The organism is Photobacterium sp. GSS17 (assembly GCF_028621875.1).
In the GTDB taxonomy this organism is placed as follows: domain Bacteria; phylum Pseudomonadota; class Gammaproteobacteria; order Enterobacterales; family Vibrionaceae; genus Photobacterium; species Photobacterium ganghwense.
Genome location: NZ_CP117517.1, coordinates 1,687,199 through 1,704,130, shown reverse-complemented (window position 1 = coordinate 1,704,130; position 16,932 = coordinate 1,687,199). Strand labels below are relative to the sequence as shown.

Sequence of the window (16,932 nt, the reverse complement as noted above, 5' to 3'; positions counted from 1 at the left end):
CTCAAAATAATAATGACAATAATCAATAGAAGCAGAGACGCATTCCGCTAGCATGATGCAAAACATGGCCAGGTTACTTCCCCGGGTTACTACAATGCGGACGTTAAGATATTCCTCCTATTACCTTCTGACCAAGCTGTCTTTGCTTATGGGTATTCTTATCTTCTGCCTGACCCTGCTTCTTTCCGTTGGCCATTATCACAACTACATTCATTTACGAATGAACACCTACCACGACATGCTCAATGTCATTAAAAACATTTACCTGTTGGAACTTGTCGTCAAAAGTGAACGTCAACTGACTTCCCTCTCAGCATTACTGGACAAAACAGACATAGAGAACGGCCAGTCTGCCATTAATCACACCTGGCCAATTGTGCATAAAATCAAGATGGAGGCTGATCATTATATTTACTTCTATAACGCACAGACCGGGAACATTGACAGCTACCCAGAGTGGAAGAGACCTGACGACTTCGACCCGGTTACCCGTCCCTGGTACGCATTGATAGAACAGCCGACTGACAAACCGTCATGGATTGGCCCCTACCCGGAATTTGGCAGCGATAAACCGGTCATCAGCCTGGGACAAACCATTCTGTCGGCCGATGGACGCACACTTGGCGTATTGTTGGTGGACATGTCGTTGGATTCCATCCACTGTGTCATGGAAAGAGTATCCGGCGGGTTAGACGTCGCGATCTTCATGCGCTCAAAAGAAAATAACGAGATGATCTCTGTCATCAATGAATCGCTGTTAAAGATTGAGCATATTATCCCTAATGATAATTCTGTCGCGCTCAGTGGGTTAACGCAGGGGGCACTTATACTGTATTCATTACCCTACCTTCCCTGGGAAATCGGGTTATACATTCCTGCCCACCGTTTCAGGCAGGCTTTTATGAATGAACTGGTTATTCAGGTCTTACCCGTAACAGCCATCACACTCATCACTTTTCTGGGCATACTGTTCTTACTGAAGATTTTTTATCAGGAACTCAGACTGGTTGAAAAAGAAGTCCGCCGATTAGGAAAAGCGGCTCAGCCACACTCCGTTGCCTTACCGTTTTCTTCCTGGTTTGTCGAAAAAAGCCTCAAAGCCCTGAATAAAAAACACCAAAGTCAGTATCAGACATTACGACGAGATCCATTAACCCGCGTTTTAAACCGGCGCGCCTTTGATCAAGATAAAAAGGTGCTATTAACGACTAATCAATCTTATGCTCTGATCCTGATCGACATCGATCATTTCAAGCATATCAATGACAGTTTGGGGCATCAGTTTGGCGACACCGTGCTTTGCCGCATTGCCGAACTCATCGCGTCAGTCGTCGGAGAAGATCACACCTACCGGATCGGCGGCGACGAATTCGCATGTATTGTTCCTGCTGACGTTGAACACCTTGAATCAACCCTAAACAAAATACAGCACTGTGCCAGCCACCAGCAATGGCGCGAGACAGAATATCCGATTACATTGAGCATAGGGGCGGCAATGGGGCCCGACGAGCCAACGACTCTCTTTCAACATGCTGATGCCGCGCTGTACCAAAGTAAACACATGGGCCGAAACTGCTGGCACCGTTCAGCAGACCAAGCTGACAACCAGACGCCACAGTGATCCATTAACAGAGTTCAACGGAAGGTTCGTTCTAGCCCAGCACGTACCAGTCAAACTGACTAAGGCTATTAACCCTCACCTCAGAGAAAATGAGATTGTACCAGCCACAGTGTTTACCAGTACAATCCATTCCTATTGATAGGATATATCAGTAAATATCTCTGCTGCTGCGAGCCAAATAATTAAAAGGCGTGCTGCGGTTTAGGAATAGTCTTGAAGGTAGCGTCAAATACGCTTCGGTCACCTTCCGACAGGTTAACTTGAAAACCCACTGCTCTCTCATAAAAGTCGTGAGCTTTAGCGTCTTCTCCAACAATATGGCAGGCATGACTTAATACGGCATTCGTGAAGGCCTGAACCCAATCAGCCCCTTGACCATCAAAATATTCAAACGCTTTTTCTGCATATTGAACACTCAACGAAGAACCATTTACACAAAGTGCTCTTGCAACGGCCAAATAAGCCAAATGTTTGTTCTCTTCCGTCCCTATTTCTGACCAATGAAAGAGTGAAGTAAACGAAGCGGTTAAAAGCCTTTGCTTGTCTTCATTACTCAAATCACCCTCTGAAAGTGACCAGAATTCGTTGTTACTCTCTATCGCAAAATAACGATGAAAACGCGAAATATCTTCCATATTCGGCTTAGCCATAAAACATCCTTATTATTAACTTCATAATTACTTTCAGAAAAATATCAACTGGACATACCAAAACATACCCTTAAGGTATATTAAAAAATTTATCCATTCTGACAATGACCTAAATTACCATTATCTACACTTTTCATTTCACAGCAGGCTAGATATATTGTCACTGTAAATATTAAAACCAGAAAACCTCAGTGAACTTAGTAGGTATTGAAAGAAAGTCTACTCTCGACATTATCTATAAATGCATTTTCTGATTTTCATCACATTCCATATGTTCATTCATGAAGTAATTCTAATACCACTATGTGTGAATGGCTTATCACTTCATGTCAGAAAATTTGGAATCTAACCATAATGATAAAAGATGAGAAAGAGGTATCGAGTCATTTATGAGTTTCAACTAAAACTGAGCTTTTATTTTTCTTACGAAGGCATCAACTCGAGCTTGTGACGCATTTTCACTCTTATAAAACGACAACATTTCAAACTTACATCGCTTTGCACATGCGCCTAATAGAGCCACTTTCAGTACCCTTTTCACAGGCTGCCAAAGTACAAACTTGTCCACCCACCAGGGGGAACCCAGTGTTGTTATCACCTTTACTTCTTGAAGGTTGTCTAAACAAGGTGTAATCGCGCCCAAATCTGAAGCATGATTGTAGGCATGCCCCGGAGCCCACACACGATCAAACCCCCCTTTCAAAATAGCCGGGAAACCAAACCACCACGTGGGAAACACCAATACTAGTGATTCTGCTTGCTTCAACTGCGCAATTTCCTCAGCAAGTAAAGTATCATCAAAATCACTTTGATAATAACTCAGCCTCTCTTGCTGAGTTAAGGCTGGAGAAAAGCTATTTTCATACAGATCAAGTAAAGTAATCTCATAACCTTTTGACTGTAGGTGTTCAATCGTATGTTTTGCTAAATAGTGACATAAACTTTCCTTTATTGGGTGTGATACTACCATCAAACATTTCATTTATTTTCCCTTTAACTTTTAACAAAGACACTATTTATATATTAATGGTTACTATCAACAACCAGACATTTTATACATTCTATAATCAAAAAGAAAAAATCCACATGGCGTCTGATGAGGCTATACAACATTTATCATAGACGCCATCAGTGTTATAAACTTAACCAGCACATGGGTTGGCAATGGATATATCGACTATATTTATCGTAGACTCGATAAAAGAAATACTATCCTTACTCCCTTCAAGCTTGTAGCTGTTTTTTGCAGTACCTTCCAAACCAATATACAAATTATCAAATAACTCATTAAATCTAATATCTATCCGTTTACCAACACTGATATTGAACCTCTCAGATGAATATGATTTAGTCGATTCAGATGTAAAATACTCATAGTTAAAATAACCATCATTAATTGCATTCCCACAAAGATAATCTGCAAACATGAAGTCTGAATAAGAATTCTGGCTTCCAAAACTATCTTTTTGACTTTTCAGTTCTCCAGAGCTAAGCCAAAATCCGTTAACGTTATCATCAATAAGGACGGTATAGGTAACGAAATCTCCTACGAGTACATGGCTAATTTCTTTTGAGGTAGTATTGTCGTTAACTCTAGTTACGGTTCCTTCTACGGTAACGTATACTGGTTCAGCACAAATGCTGAATGATACGAAGAGTAATGCAAATCCTGTTTTATTCATTTTAATCCCTTGTAACAAATAATCGAATGAAAGAAAAACAGTGAAAAGATGACATCAGTTAATCTTAAGCATGTTCTTAAATCAACTACATCCCTTAGATACTGTCATGGTAATACTCGGCAACAAAGAAAATAGTTAGCCTGTTTCAATCTAGCACAGTTTTTAAAAAATCAAACAAATAAGACAGAATATTAAGTTGAATTTCTTACTGATAAAAACAACCTTTATTACAAAGGCATTACCACTTCATTAAAAATCACGTCTGTAGTTTTTATTTATTAATAGAAATATAATTATATGATTTCATAAAAACTAAAAAAGATTAAATGGCACATAAGTAAAACATTTCAGGACAGTACTAAAATCCAAAATTACACATGTGCCAAATAGCTATTAAACGCTTCACTTGCTTAGTTAGTCAAACACAGGCCTGAAAAAACTGCGCTCATAGCTGACTATACAATTTGTTTTTTCAGCAAACTTAATAGCGGCTATGCATTCATTATCTTTAAAAGAATCGTTCCGATATGACTCATACTCCGCAAGGCTCGGAAAAGTAAACAGAGCAAGAGCGACGTTGTTAGCACCTTCAGATGGAAGAAAATAACCATGATGCTGACCACCAAATTTGGCGACAAGCGGTATCCACATTTTTGCGTATTCTTCAAACTCACTGATCTTCGCAGGATCAATGATATATCTCAGGTAACACGTAACCATTTAATGTACTCCTTTTCGAAATTTCAGATGCTCTGCCAGCGTATGACCCACGCTACGAAAGCTTGCTCTAAAAAAGCCTCTGTACGTTTCAATACTTAACCCAAAGCAGACAAAAAAAGCAATGAGTACCCATCGCTTCTGAACGCGTTATCAGGTCATTTCTACAGATATGTCCCGACAACAGACATACAATGTTGAACTGTACTTTCTTTTTCGCCTACTGGCGCCACATAGTGAATTGCAGCTTCGGCGTGTGACCTCCCCGCAAGCTTACACAATACCCATGTTGCTAAATACTGCGAGGATAAACAGCCACCTGCTGTTGCCAGGTTACCTTTTGCATAGAAAGGCTGCTCTAATACTTTGACACCCGCCTCGATAACCCAAGGTTTTGTTGTCAAATCTGTACACGCTGGAAGTTGGTCTAGTAAACCCAACATTGACATCAGTAACGTTCCAGAACATTGCCCACCGATTATCTGCTTTTGCGGATTGAGGTTGAACTGCGATAACAATTGACTATCTTGCGCTATATCCCGTGTAAACACACCGCTACCAAACAACACCGCGTCGGCAGTATGGGTAAATTCTAATAGCTGTTGAGCGCGAATGGTCACACCATTCATTGACGTAACAAACTCAGTGGGACTTGTAATTTGTACGTTCCAACCAAACTCTTTCATTCGATTTAAAATGCCGAATGCAACAAACGAATCCAACTCATTGAAGCCATCAAAAGTAAGCACCGCGATGTTCATATTGATCTTCCTTTTCCTGAATCCACATTAAGATGTACAGCGCCACTATCACTCCTGAACCAGCCCGTAAATACAAAATCCACATTTGGCCAGTTAATGCCAAACAGTGGGAATGACGCTTAACTACTTTGCTATGCCTGTACTACCTTTTGAGTGTAATGCTCAAAGGCCACACGCTACCGCCCTTGGATGGCGTCATTGCCTCCGGCTAGAACACAAGTTACCGAATGACAGTACAGTGTATCCACAACATCTGACAATCATGACTAGCACCCACAATATGCATGACAACACATAATATTAAAACCCATAATTACATGATTTTGTCCAAAGCGATAATCAGCGTATTCAGTTTCATTGAATAACTGAGATACCAACCCCACTCATTCGTTCGCCCTTCGCCCAGTAAACACAAATATGGCCTGACCAGCCTGCTGATATGCCTGAGAAGGCTTTTATTTGGGCTATCGCGATATACGCGGCATACATAACTACCAACTCAATAGGTACACAGTGATCTTTTATATATCCTGTCTGTAACTGGAAAATCGTACAGTTAGTATATTGTCATGGCAGTACCCCAAATGATTAATGCTATCCTGAGAGCATGCCGATCCCCGTTTTTCCCAACCATCTTGACCTAGATTAGATTCACAACCATTTCGAATTTTCGCTTGGAGTAATTCCGAATATTAGCAATGTTTTTTCAAAACAAATGACAATAGTGGTGAGTCGTAATTCATCCTTCTTTATTGCAATATGTTTTATCATCTAATAAGTAATTTATATGTTATTTCAAAACTTAGGACAAAATATGCTGCATATAGCAATACTAAAAAAATTTTCTTGTTCGCCTTGTTTTATGAAACATTTGAGTTTTATTCTAGGTTTTCGAACATGAATATTATGTTTCATTTAATGACTCACTACAGCAGATATTTTTGCACAAATGGACAAACAGCATGCAAATGATGATGAGCAGTAAAACTAACCATTCACCCATTCAGTATCTAAAAGAAGAAGCACCTTTTTTATCAATAGTACTCACCTTTCTTGTATTTCAGTTTGGCATGGATGGCGTATTGGACAAAGCGGTAAAACCAGGTACCGCTAATCCCTTTATTTGTGCACTGCTGGGTTTATGGTTATTAGGTGTTACCCTATGGGCTGCATTCGGTGTTGTTCGCCATGCCGAAGCATTGGCAATAAAGTTAGGTGAGCCCTTGGGCACTATCATTCTGACATTATCTGTTGTCGGTATTGAAGTCGCCTTAATTTCAGCTGTCATGCTAACAGGTGAAGCTGCCCCAACCATGGCAAGGGATACCATGATGGCAATACTCATGATCGTACTAGGCGGCTTGACAGGAGCTTCCCTACTGATTGGAGGATATATTCACGGAGAGCAAGAATACAGCTTACCCGGAGCAAGGACTTTTCTGGGTGTATTGCTGCCACTTGCTGTATTTGCACTAGTTCTACCTACCTTCACTACTTCAACAGACACCGCCACTTTCAGCCCTTATCAAGCGGCTTTTTTCGCATTTACAACGCTCTCCCTCTACGTCATTTTTTTAAGAATACAAACCAATCGACACAAGTCATATTTTGAGCAACCCCGAAAAGAAAGAACGGACGATCATGAAGCCGCACCCGACGACGCTCATCATCACGGAACGCTGCGTTCGACGTCGTATCATGCCATTTTCCTTCTTCTGACCTTACTACCCATTGTTTTGCTTTCGAAACGCATTGCAAAAGTCGTTGATTACGGAATCGTCGAAATCGGGGCTCCAGTTGCACTCGGAGGTATCTTAATTGCGTTTATCGTGTTAATCCCGGAAAGTATGGCCGCACTGTCGTCTGCTAGGGCGAATAAACTTCAGCGTTCTGTAAACCTGTTACTTGGTTCTGCATTATCAACAATAGGGTTAACACTGCCTGCAGTGCTTGCTGTAAGCCTAATGACAGGACAATCGTTAATTTTAGGGCTAGAAATCGCGCCTATGGTACTGTTGCTTTTAACACTTACAGTTTGCCTCATGACGTTTAGTAGTACGCGCACAAATATCATGCAAGGTGCAGTTCATTTGGTTATGTTTTTTGCTTACTTATTGTTGATCTTAAATCCTTGAACAAGACGAACTATTCAATTTCTAGGATTCATCAAGCTGAATCCTAGAATAATATAGTGTGAATAAAACATGGGTGGCTTGCACTGGTGTGGGCCATTCGTAGAATTTATGGAATTAACGGGATCTTCTTTGTCGGTGTTCTAGCAGCTAAGAACTCTGAACTCACCGTCAAAACTGCATATTCATCTCTTGCAAATGGTAATATATCAATACTGATTACCGTGTTGAAGTTGCCGGAGATATTTCTAATCTCACCTATCCCAAAACCGAGGTTTAACTCAGCACTAAAGAAATGAACAAATAGCCTTATCTGATATCCGATGAGCTTAGAACAAGATTAGAGCCGGGATGGGAGATGGCATAGGTGGTGACCACCTATGCCTTTAGAGCGAGATTGTATTAACCGATCAGAGCAGGAATACCCGGAAGCTGGCCAACGACAGCAAGGGAGCCAGCACAAATGATAAAGGCAATACCAGGAATCAGGTATTTATCTTTGCTCGATAGCTCGTTGGCGCGCTCATGGTCGCCGATAAGTCCGAGGTTATCCAGCAGCATAGTGATTGCCCAACCAAAGACTGGGTTAACGAATGCACAGGCAAAAATACAGATACCTGCACTAAGTGAATCTTTATGCTTATGGATCATCTGCATACCCGCTTCAAGAAGTGGTAAGAACACACCAACAATCAGCGCAACGCGTAAAACAGGCTCCCACATCGCGAGATCCATTGGATAACCAATTACTGCCGCGGCAATACACATTAAGCCAGTTAACAGCGCGCCACCAGGAATAGGACGTTTGGCAATTGCGGCTGGAATCATGTACGTCCCCCAAGAAGAAGCTAGGTTACCGCCACCTAATAGTGAGCCAACACCCTGACGAACAGATGCTCCGACCATCGTGTCGTCGACATCCATTAATACGCCTTTTGCTTCTTTTGGGTAGTTAAGTTCTTGAAAAACACGATGCCCGAGGTAGTCAGGAGACCACATCGCGACGGCTAGCAGAGCAAATGGAGTAACGGCAATAAAGTGCTCTAGGGTTGGCCAGCCTAGTTGCCAACCGGTATTTTCACCCCACCAGTAGAATGGACTGAAATTAGGCAGGCCCGGCTTAGTGGTAAAAGCAAACTCGGCGCCCATCACATAAGCGACAATCCCCGCTAGTGCAGAACACAGTGGGATGGCCAACCAACGTTTGTTGATCTTGGCTAAGTAGGCATACACCATAACCGTTAGACCAATGACCACAAACGAAATGTACCCTTGATCCGTACTTGCAGCCCACGCTTCAGTCTTATTAATCTGTCCGATCAACCCCACTGCGCCGAGGTATATCAGCAACCCACCTCGAACCCCAACGCCAGTCAGGGTCATGAGTTTAGAACCACCTTTAGTCAAAGCGAGAATTAAACCAAAAGCACATACCATCAAACCGAGAGCCAGAGGATGTCCCCCTGCTGCAGCAATCAGAGGAATCAGCGGTATCATTGGGCCATGGGTACCGGCTAAGTTTGCGTTCGGGTTTAGGATGGCAGAAAACAGGATAACAAACAGAGCGCCCGCGATAAGCAGTTCGTAACGCACGTTTTCTGCAACGAACTCCGGAGATAAACCGAACTGAACAGCAAAGGCGGAAACCATGGCTGTTACCATCACCACTTTACCAATGGTTGCTGCTAATGCAGGTACCCAGTCTTCGATTTCAATACTGTAATCACGTGATGGCAGATGAATCCCCCAGCGACGAAAGCTCATGACGGTTAAATCATGGTTTAGAAAATCTTCTCGGTTTTCAAATTCATGCGGTTTTTTGCGCACATCCCTGTAAAAAGTCTTACCTGTGTCAGACATTGAGTTATCCTTTTTATGTTTCGAAGTTGAACTATGTCAATTGGAGTTTCGCTTGGTATACAGACCCTCGACCAATACGAGACGACATCCTAAGTGCTATCGAGCACCTTTATTGATTTGAGCTTATTAAGCATGTGTTTCCACCGGTAGGAATATTAGACATTAGTCAAAGAGCAACAAAACTCTCACTTATTAAACATAAATTTAACATTGTATTGGGCGTATTGAACTTTGGGGAGTAATTTTACTAATGCAAATACGTATGAATGGAATTAAATAGATTTCATATCTCTAAATGATTTCGGGGCAAAAGTCAGTTAGACATGGCAGATCAAGATGATGTCTGCTCAAATCGTGCCAGACACATTGCTGAATTAACAATTATCACATAACCTCAGGTATGGAAAAGTCGCTTAACTCAGTGTCAAGTATGAGGGTGCAGATCAGAGCCTCATCGCCTTTCTTTTCCTATCGTTTTCGATGATACTCTTGCACATTATTGTTTAGTTGGAAAACTTCATGCCTCAAGCAAATTCCGTGGTAGTACTTGACTTTGAAACCACTGGCCTTTCTCCTAATTTGGGTGACCGCGCAATTGAAATCGGTGCGGTTAAATTAGTCAATGGTGAGGTTGTCGATACTTTTCAGCAACTAATGAATCCTGGCTTCAGAGTGAGCTCATTCATTGAAAGTTATACTGGTATCACCAATAACATGTTACGTACAGCACCAAGCTGCGACGAGGTAATGGCATCGTTTAGTGAGTTCATTCTCGATGAGAACCTTATAGCTCATAACGCTTCGTTCGATAAACGATTTCTAGACGCAGAGCTTGAGAGAATCAACCGTGGTTATTCAGGAGAATTCGCTTGCTCCTTACTGGTGGCAAGACGACTGATTCAAGGTGCACCGTCACACAAACTTGGTGAGCTCGTTCGCTACAAAAACATCGACAACGATGGTGTTTTTCACAGAGCATTAGCCGATGCACAAATGACAGCCAAACTCTGGCTTCTAATGGTAGATGAATTAGAGCAATTAGGTATCGCCAAGCCTAGCTTTCAGTTTATGAAAACCGTTAGTAAAACAGCAAAAGGGAAAGTGAATCTGCTACTCGCTAAAAGTCGTGCTTAACTCACTCTTACTCAAGTACTTCTTGATAAAACTTTGAAAAGTATTTGATTTTAGAGTCTTCGACGTTTAAGTGAATTTCAAAATATCAGCGACAAAGTTTTCCATCAATGTCGCGTATTTCTAAATCATAACAATCTTGACCAATTCAAAAGCATTATTGGACAATTTTGAGTTAGACCTCTTGCTCTACATATGTAACATCAGAGGAATTAGAGTACCCTTACACCTGAAATCAAGGGAGTTGATGATCTAGCTATCTAGATCATCTAACCTGAATCTTACCGATCTCATTGCTACGGCTATATAAATACTTCGGATGATATATCCAATATATATTTGGGTTATCAGAGTCTCGCGATATCCACAGCTCAAGCTCTCCAGAATTAATAACAATACGCAATGTGGTTCTATCTACTGGTCGAGTTTTATTGGTAGAAATGTATATCTGATTTTTTAATGCACTGATCAATCTTTTTTCATCAAACTCAAGAGTTGTGCCTACGATAAAACTGTATTCACTCAACTGCTCTGACAGTTCATTTCTAATCATACGTTTAAGAAACAGTAATGAAAAAAAGCTGACCAACATGACACAAAACAATAGAATTATGACTTGCTTTCTTATCTTCCATTCTTTGAATAAAGCAGTAAAGAAGATTGTAAAAACACATACAGGGATAAGCGCATGTACAACCACATGCCATGTGTCAAATAGCTTGATCATAAATAACCTTATTACATAAGTCACCAGACCTCAATGTGTGTAATTTCCATTGCGCTTTATCCTTGAAAATTCACATCAATGAGAGATATGGTGACTTCTTAAGCTCATTTTCTGAAAAACATTACCAATTATAGGTATCACTTCTTCAGAGAGTAAAGTAAGCCAATAATCTATTGATTAAAAAGAGGCTATAACTTCCCATCCCAATTAATGGTATTTACAACCCACTCATTTTTTGACTTGTAGAAAATACAATTACACCGCATAGCGTGATATTAAAACTTAATAGCATAAGTGTGCATCACAAAGCTTGAACCAGCTTTTCGGGTTCCAATAAACTCAGTTCCCAATGCAGAACCAGATCTAAATGTAAATAGTTCAAACTGAGACATTCCTTGGTGAACAAGCTTATTAATTTCTTCTTGATTAATCGGCCAATGCGGTACTAGAGTGTCTGCTAGATCTTTCATTTTACCTTTCTCGAGCAACTTAGCTGAACTATGACATAGTTCTTTGATACCATCTAAATCTGGCACACTAGCGGTTACTTTTGTGGCAATTCCTAACAATAAAATCGCAATATAGACTCTCAAGATCAATGCTCCCTTTATCTTGAACTCTTAATCGACCTCAGCATGCATTCTTTGAATGCAGCTTGCTAACACCATTAACAATCAATATGCAACTAGGTTGGATTAAATACAAGTTTGATTAAGAAATAGTGAGAGCACTGATTACAATTTTTCAACCCTATCTTTTGATTTACGTATAAATTCCTCTATATCGGAACATTTCTTGATTTTTTAAGTCTCAACTCACTTATACGCTGTTTACTGTCAAACTAACCTTGGGTCCAGTCTTTTAGTGTGGTCCACACATCGTCAAACTCAGTACCGGCGTTACCAGCCATAGCATCGCGGCTCGCTAACATTAATAGCACAAGTACGAACATGAAAGATAGGTTTCTCAGCGTATCTTTGTTTTTGGCTGCGTTTTTAATGTCGTTGACAAGATTTTGCATGTTCTACTGTCTCCAAATTGGCGTTATTACAATGAAAGATGTTGAGTTAGGCCCGATGTTTAAATGCGTCGCCTAACCATGCATTCATTTAAAAACAGTTGAACAAAGAATAAATTGGGGCTTTTGCCTATTTTGGTTCTTTGAGCATTTTTTTCCTTAATCAAAATTGGCAACTTAAGTAATATCGGTTATTGTTTCGGAATAAAAATTGGAACAATTGACGTTTGCTAATTTTATTACTATTTAAAATATTGCCTGAAGACTTTATAGCGTAAGTTGTAAATAAGCAGGTACGCAAGGTATCTAGCCTACAAATAGCATTCCAGTTCAGTTTTATATTTTTCTAAGGAATTAAGGATGAAGAACTTTATATTTTCTGTTGCGGCTTGTGCCACGCTGACGGCTTGCACAGTCCCACCACGTGAGTTTGATGAGTCACACAGCATGGCTTGGAACGTAGCTCGAGCTGGTGGTATCTATGATATTCAGGATAAAGAATTATCAGCTGAAGATTTCAATCGAATTAACCGATTCGAGTATGGATACAACACAGCCTACTGGGGATTGGAAATGGCTTCAGGGCCTTTCTTTTCGATGGATTGGTCTAATGCATTGCTTGCTGGGGTTGTACTCTCTATGTTTGAACCCGACAAGCCAGCAGCCCAAAACTCTGTACTTTCTTGGATGCCCAAACACATGGCTGCCGACGAGGAACAAGCCCGCCAAAAGCTGCTAGAGATTTACAAGCAGTCGATATCGCGTTCGCTTAAAGAACTCGGTTTCGAGTACTCTGAGCACACAGTAAACGGGGCACCTAACGCAGTATATTACCTCTTTTGGTCAGATGAGCCGGAGATGAATTGCAAACCATTGAATGAGTTACCTGCACTACAAAAAGGTGATTTTTGTGGGGTGTATTTCGCAGTTAATCGGGTTCAAGCCTACAGAACCAGTCCAATCATTGCCAATCTAAGTGAATTGAATCCATTGGATCCGGTATGGCTTGTTACAGGAAACAGCCAACAAAGTTATTTGTACGTATCAAGTGGTGACAAGTCCACCCCTCCAAATGATGTGATTATAAATAAAGTGTCAGAAAACTTACCTGATTGGAATTTCATCTACACAACAGGAAACTTAAAACGTTCTGGGAAAAATGCGAATAACAACAGCATTCCAATGAGTTACCTTTCTCACAAAGGCAAGCCTATGTTTTTCGTAGTGGAGAAGAGTTAAGGTTTATGTACAACGGCAAAAAAGCACAACACTGCCAGGTAGTGTTGTGCTTTTTTTTGCTTGGTTTTGGTGCTTAGTCGATGAAGAATGCCCTGATTCAGCCAGCTAACGACTTCACATCAGTCTCAATATTTTGAAAGGGCTTTATGTAAGACTGGAAAGCACACAGCTTTTCCCATTTACTCCCAAAGTGGAACAAAAACCACACTGAACTGAGACAGTAAAGATAGCTTAACACTATGGTGTTTTTGACCACACCTCCTTAAATTACTGTATAAGACAGCTATATCAATGTGATGATCATAAAAAATTCATCACAAATATTCGCCTTTATTTCTCGCTAAACCTGGATAGCCTTGATCTCCTACCCGTTCAAAAATGAACAACAAAAACCTTATTTATCAATACTTTAAAATTAACCCCATAATCCCATTCAGCCGGACAGAATCCAAAATGAGACTGGAACTGACACACAAAAAACACTTGCATCAATATCCGAACACAACTACTGTATAGGCATACAGCATGTATAAATAAACACTGTGAGGATGATGGACTATGGCAGATTACCTTGAACACTTACATTCAATCTCTGCTTCTCAAGCTTATAAGGCAACATTTACGGCGCAGACTGCTGCCCCATCGTCTCCGAAAGCTGTTAAATGCCCGATTGAAGTCTGCTTTTCAGACCGTACACAAACGCAACTGGCGTATTTTCTTCGTATCCTGAAACAGGCTAGCGAACAGAATCGTTGGATCATGTTTATCGGACAAGAATCCTTGGTGGATAAGAATTTGCTGAAAAGCGCTGGCATTGATCTGCACAAAGTTCTGGTGCTGACCAATAAGAAAGGAAAGAGTGATCAGGCTTTGATGGCACAAGCACTACGTTCAGGTAACTGTAGCGCGGTAATCGCTACGGGTGAGATTGAAGCCTTCACCAGTACCGATATTCGTGACGCTTCCGATTTTGGTGCCAGCTATGCCTTTGTAATTAATCGTGATAGCAAAAGCCAAATCACTTTTCATTGATCAAAGCGGCACATTTACTCCCTGTTTATAAACTTTTCGTGCCATCCTTTTGATAAAGCCATTTGCAAACGCTGATGGCTTTTTTGATCCAGTACAATGAATAGTGTTTTTAACTGCTCATTACGTGACTTACATCACCTTAGGCGTGTAAGTTCATAGAATTACCTCATAATAGACCCGAAAATATCCTGCAATAAGAGATTAATACCGGATAGAAAAATGGATAACAAACTGGGTTTAGGCTCGCTAACCGCCTTAGTCATCGGCTCTATGATAGGTGCCGGAGTGTTCAGCTTACCGCAAAACATGGCAGCGGTTGCCAGTCCGGCAGCGGTCATCATTGGCTGGACTATCACCGGCATCGGAATGATCTTTCTTGCTCTGTCTTTTCAATATCTGGCTGAACAAAAGCCACATATTGTCAGTGGAGTATTTGGCTATGCACAAGCGGGTTTCGGTGACTTTATCGGTTTTTGTTCAGCCTGGGGGTACTGGTTAAGTGCAATGCTGGCAAACGTTTCTTATCTGGTCATCGTATTCAGCACCCTGGGAATGCTGTTCGACCAGCCAGATAACATTTTGTTTGGTCAGGGCAACACCTGGTTGTCAGTCATTGGTTCCTCGGTCTTATTGTGGATGGTTCACTTCCTGGTTAAACGCGGGGTACAGACCGCAGCACTGATTAACCTCGTGACCACATGTGCCAAACTGATTCCTCTGTGCCTGTTTATCATTACTGCCCTCATCGCGTTTCGCTGGGACATTTTTGTTTTTGACTTCTCGGGTCTGCACTTCGGCGAGAGCCACAATCTGATCACTCAGGTTAAATCCACCATGCTCATTACAGTCTGGGTCTTTATCGGGATTGAAGGTGCTGTGGTGGTGTCAAACCGGGCACGCCATCGCCGTGATATTGGTCGCGCCACTATTCTGGGTCTGCTGACCGCGCTGACTATCTATGTGTTTGTCACGTTATTGTCGATGGGTGTTGTTAGCACAGAGACATTAGCTAGTTACCAAAACCCGTCAATGGCGAAGGTACTGACCGAAATCCTAGGCCCATGGGGAACGTATATTATTGGTGGTGGCCTGCTGATTTCGGTTTGCGGTGCATTCCTCAGCTGGACAGTGCTGGCTTCGGAAGCCCCTTATCTGGCAGCAAGAGACAACATGTTCCCGAAACGCTTTGCGGAACAAAATGAGGCCGGTAGCCCAATCAAATCCCTGATGCTGACAAACGTCTGTATTCAGCTCTCACTGCTATTTGTGATGTTTGCCGGCAGTACGTACGACACATTGCTGGCCATCGCCTCAGAGATGATCCTGGTTCCCTACTTCCTGGTAGGAGCCTACACTCTCAAGCTGGCGCTGGAACAAAAAAATCGCGGCAAACTCTTGTTTGTCGGTATTGCCGCCAGCTTGTACGGCCTCTGGTTACTGTATGCTTCAGGCCTGAACTACCTGTTATTATCAGCACTGCTTTACCTGCCTGGGCTGTACTTTTATATTCAGGCTAAACGCGAGCAGAATATAAACCCGTTCGTCGGAAAAGAAAAAACCGCAGCCAGCCTGCTTACTGCGGCGGCCTGCCTGGCTGTCGGCATGCTCTGGCAAGGTATGCTTCATTTATAAGTTGCGCTTAGCAACCCGACTCTGCTTGAGCGCAAAAAGAAAAAGCCAGCACTTATGTGCTGGCTTGTTTTTTGGTTGATTGGGCCTGTTACAGCATATGCGCTCTGATTACTTCACCCTGCTCATCCAACAGGATGAGTTTGCACATTGATTTTGATTCGATCTCACCTAATTGTTCATCCTCGAACGCATAGGGAAGCTGGATCGTTAACTCATCAATGTGCTCTGCTCGGGCCAGACGCAACAATCGAATAATATTGTTGGTATCACTCACACTGGTAGATAAAACTTTCAGTGCCTGCAACTGCAATTTTTCAGAGTTTGTCATTCCCGACGGCATTGTCGAAGTCCATGATATTTCAAATGCCGGAACGAGTGACTTTAACGCATCAAACAAAGTCATCCTCTGTTTGCAGGATGCAGATAAGAATGTGGTGTAGTTAAACGTCACATTCTCATGACTTGAGAAATCAACTGATGTTTCCATAATCGTCCTTACAAGAAACATTACTGCTGTTGGTAATCACTCAATGCATCGGGCTGATTACAAACTACCCTGTTTCCACTATACGTCGTAGCATTATTTGATCTATGTCGAATTTATAAAAATATGCAGCGGATCTTCTTTTTAAGTCATCATGTAGCAAATAGAAAATACATAAGAAACAATTGATTAACATCAACAAAACCGACGATAAACTTTTGGCCTTTCTTGATATAAAAGTCAATT

General features: G+C 41.5%; 16 protein-coding genes. 6 read left to right on the top strand and 10 right to left on the bottom strand.

The features are described from left to right. Positions 1–94 precede the first annotated feature (94 nt). Positions 95–1,621 (top strand): diguanylate cyclase, encoded by a 1,527-nt coding sequence (locus PGW97_RS07550; RefSeq protein WP_273859532.1) that lies wholly within the window; start codon positions 95–97, stop codon positions 1,619–1,621. A gap of 182 nt (positions 1,622–1,803) precedes the next feature. On the opposite strand, the gene PGW97_RS07545 is transcribed toward PGW97_RS07550, so the two are convergent. The 5 genes from PGW97_RS07545 to PGW97_RS07525 form a co-directional block, all read right to left on the bottom strand. Further along, entirely contained in the window at positions 1,804–2,271 is a 468-nt protein-coding gene (locus PGW97_RS07545) for a hypothetical protein (protein WP_273859531.1), read from the bottom strand. Positions 2,272–2,671: 400 nt separating this feature from the next. Beyond that, entirely contained in the window at positions 2,672–3,253 is a 582-nt protein-coding gene (locus PGW97_RS07540) for an NAD(P)H-dependent oxidoreductase (protein WP_273859530.1), read from the bottom strand. 160 nt (positions 3,254–3,413) lie between these two features. Continuing rightward, positions 3,414–3,953, bottom strand: coding sequence for a hypothetical protein (locus tag PGW97_RS07535; RefSeq protein ID WP_217391233.1), 540 nt, complete (start codon positions 3,951–3,953; stop codon positions 3,414–3,416). A gap of 414 nt (positions 3,954–4,367) precedes the next feature. Further along, the gene (locus tag PGW97_RS07530; RefSeq protein ID WP_273859529.1) at positions 4,368–4,673 is read right to left on the bottom strand and encodes an NIPSNAP family protein; all 306 of its coding nucleotides are present in this window, start codon (positions 4,671–4,673) and stop codon (positions 4,368–4,370) included. A gap of 161 nt (positions 4,674–4,834) precedes the next feature. Next, positions 4,835–5,431, bottom strand: coding sequence for a DJ-1/PfpI family protein (locus PGW97_RS07525; RefSeq protein WP_273859528.1), 597 nt, complete (start codon positions 5,429–5,431; stop codon positions 4,835–4,837). A gap of 962 nt (positions 5,432–6,393) precedes the next feature. On the opposite strand from PGW97_RS07525, the gene PGW97_RS07520 reads away from it, so the two are divergent. Beyond that, positions 6,394–7,566, top strand: a complete 1,173-nt coding sequence (locus tag PGW97_RS07520; RefSeq protein ID WP_273859527.1) for a calcium:proton antiporter — start codon at positions 6,394–6,396, stop codon at positions 7,564–7,566. A gap of 399 nt (positions 7,567–7,965) precedes the next feature. On the opposite strand, the gene PGW97_RS07515 is transcribed toward PGW97_RS07520, so the two are convergent. Further along, positions 7,966–9,423, bottom strand: coding sequence for a DUF3360 domain-containing protein (locus PGW97_RS07515; RefSeq protein ID WP_047886647.1), 1,458 nt, complete (start codon positions 9,421–9,423; stop codon positions 7,966–7,968). Positions 9,424–9,942: 519 nt separating this feature from the next. On the opposite strand from PGW97_RS07515, the gene PGW97_RS07510 reads away from it, so the two are divergent. Continuing rightward, positions 9,943–10,557, top strand: coding sequence for a 3'-5' exonuclease (locus tag PGW97_RS07510; protein ID WP_273859526.1), 615 nt, complete (start codon positions 9,943–9,945; stop codon positions 10,555–10,557). A 262-nt stretch (positions 10,558–10,819) separates the two neighbouring features. On the opposite strand, the gene PGW97_RS07505 is transcribed toward PGW97_RS07510, so the two are convergent. From PGW97_RS07505 to PGW97_RS07495, 3 genes are all read right to left on the bottom strand, one after another. Further along, complete coding sequence (locus PGW97_RS07505) at positions 10,820–11,281, bottom strand: hypothetical protein (protein ID WP_273859525.1); 462 nt, start codon at positions 11,279–11,281, stop codon at positions 10,820–10,822. Between the two features lie 275 nt (positions 11,282–11,556). After that, positions 11,557–11,874 (bottom strand): hypothetical protein, encoded by a 318-nt coding sequence (locus tag PGW97_RS07500; protein ID WP_273859524.1) that lies wholly within the window; start codon positions 11,872–11,874, stop codon positions 11,557–11,559. A 248-nt stretch (positions 11,875–12,122) separates the two neighbouring features. Beyond that, positions 12,123–12,302 carry a hypothetical protein gene (locus tag PGW97_RS07495; protein ID WP_217391227.1) on the bottom strand — a complete coding sequence of 60 codons (180 nt, stop codon included), beginning with the start codon at positions 12,300–12,302 and terminating at the stop codon, positions 12,123–12,125. Positions 12,303–12,659: 357 nt separating this feature from the next. On the opposite strand from PGW97_RS07495, the gene PGW97_RS07490 reads away from it, so the two are divergent. The 3 genes from PGW97_RS07490 (at position 12,660) to PGW97_RS07480 (ending at position 16,202) form a co-directional block, all read left to right on the top strand. Next, positions 12,660–13,538, top strand: coding sequence for a hypothetical protein (locus tag PGW97_RS07490; RefSeq protein ID WP_217391226.1), 879 nt, complete (start codon positions 12,660–12,662; stop codon positions 13,536–13,538). Positions 13,539–14,096: 558 nt separating this feature from the next. Further along, the gene (locus tag PGW97_RS07485; RefSeq protein WP_273859522.1) at positions 14,097–14,570 is read left to right on the top strand and encodes a cell division inhibitor SulA; all 474 of its coding nucleotides are present in this window, start codon (positions 14,097–14,099) and stop codon (positions 14,568–14,570) included. Between the two features lie 219 nt (positions 14,571–14,789). Beyond that, positions 14,790–16,202, top strand: coding sequence for a basic amino acid/polyamine antiporter (locus PGW97_RS07480; RefSeq protein ID WP_047885471.1), 1,413 nt, complete (start codon positions 14,790–14,792; stop codon positions 16,200–16,202). Between the two features lie 88 nt (positions 16,203–16,290). Here PGW97_RS07480 and PGW97_RS07475 read toward each other — a convergent pair whose 3' ends face one another. Beyond that, complete coding sequence (locus tag PGW97_RS07475) at positions 16,291–16,689, bottom strand: hypothetical protein (protein WP_047885472.1); 399 nt, start codon at positions 16,687–16,689, stop codon at positions 16,291–16,293. Between the last annotated feature and the right edge of the window lie 243 nt (positions 16,690–16,932).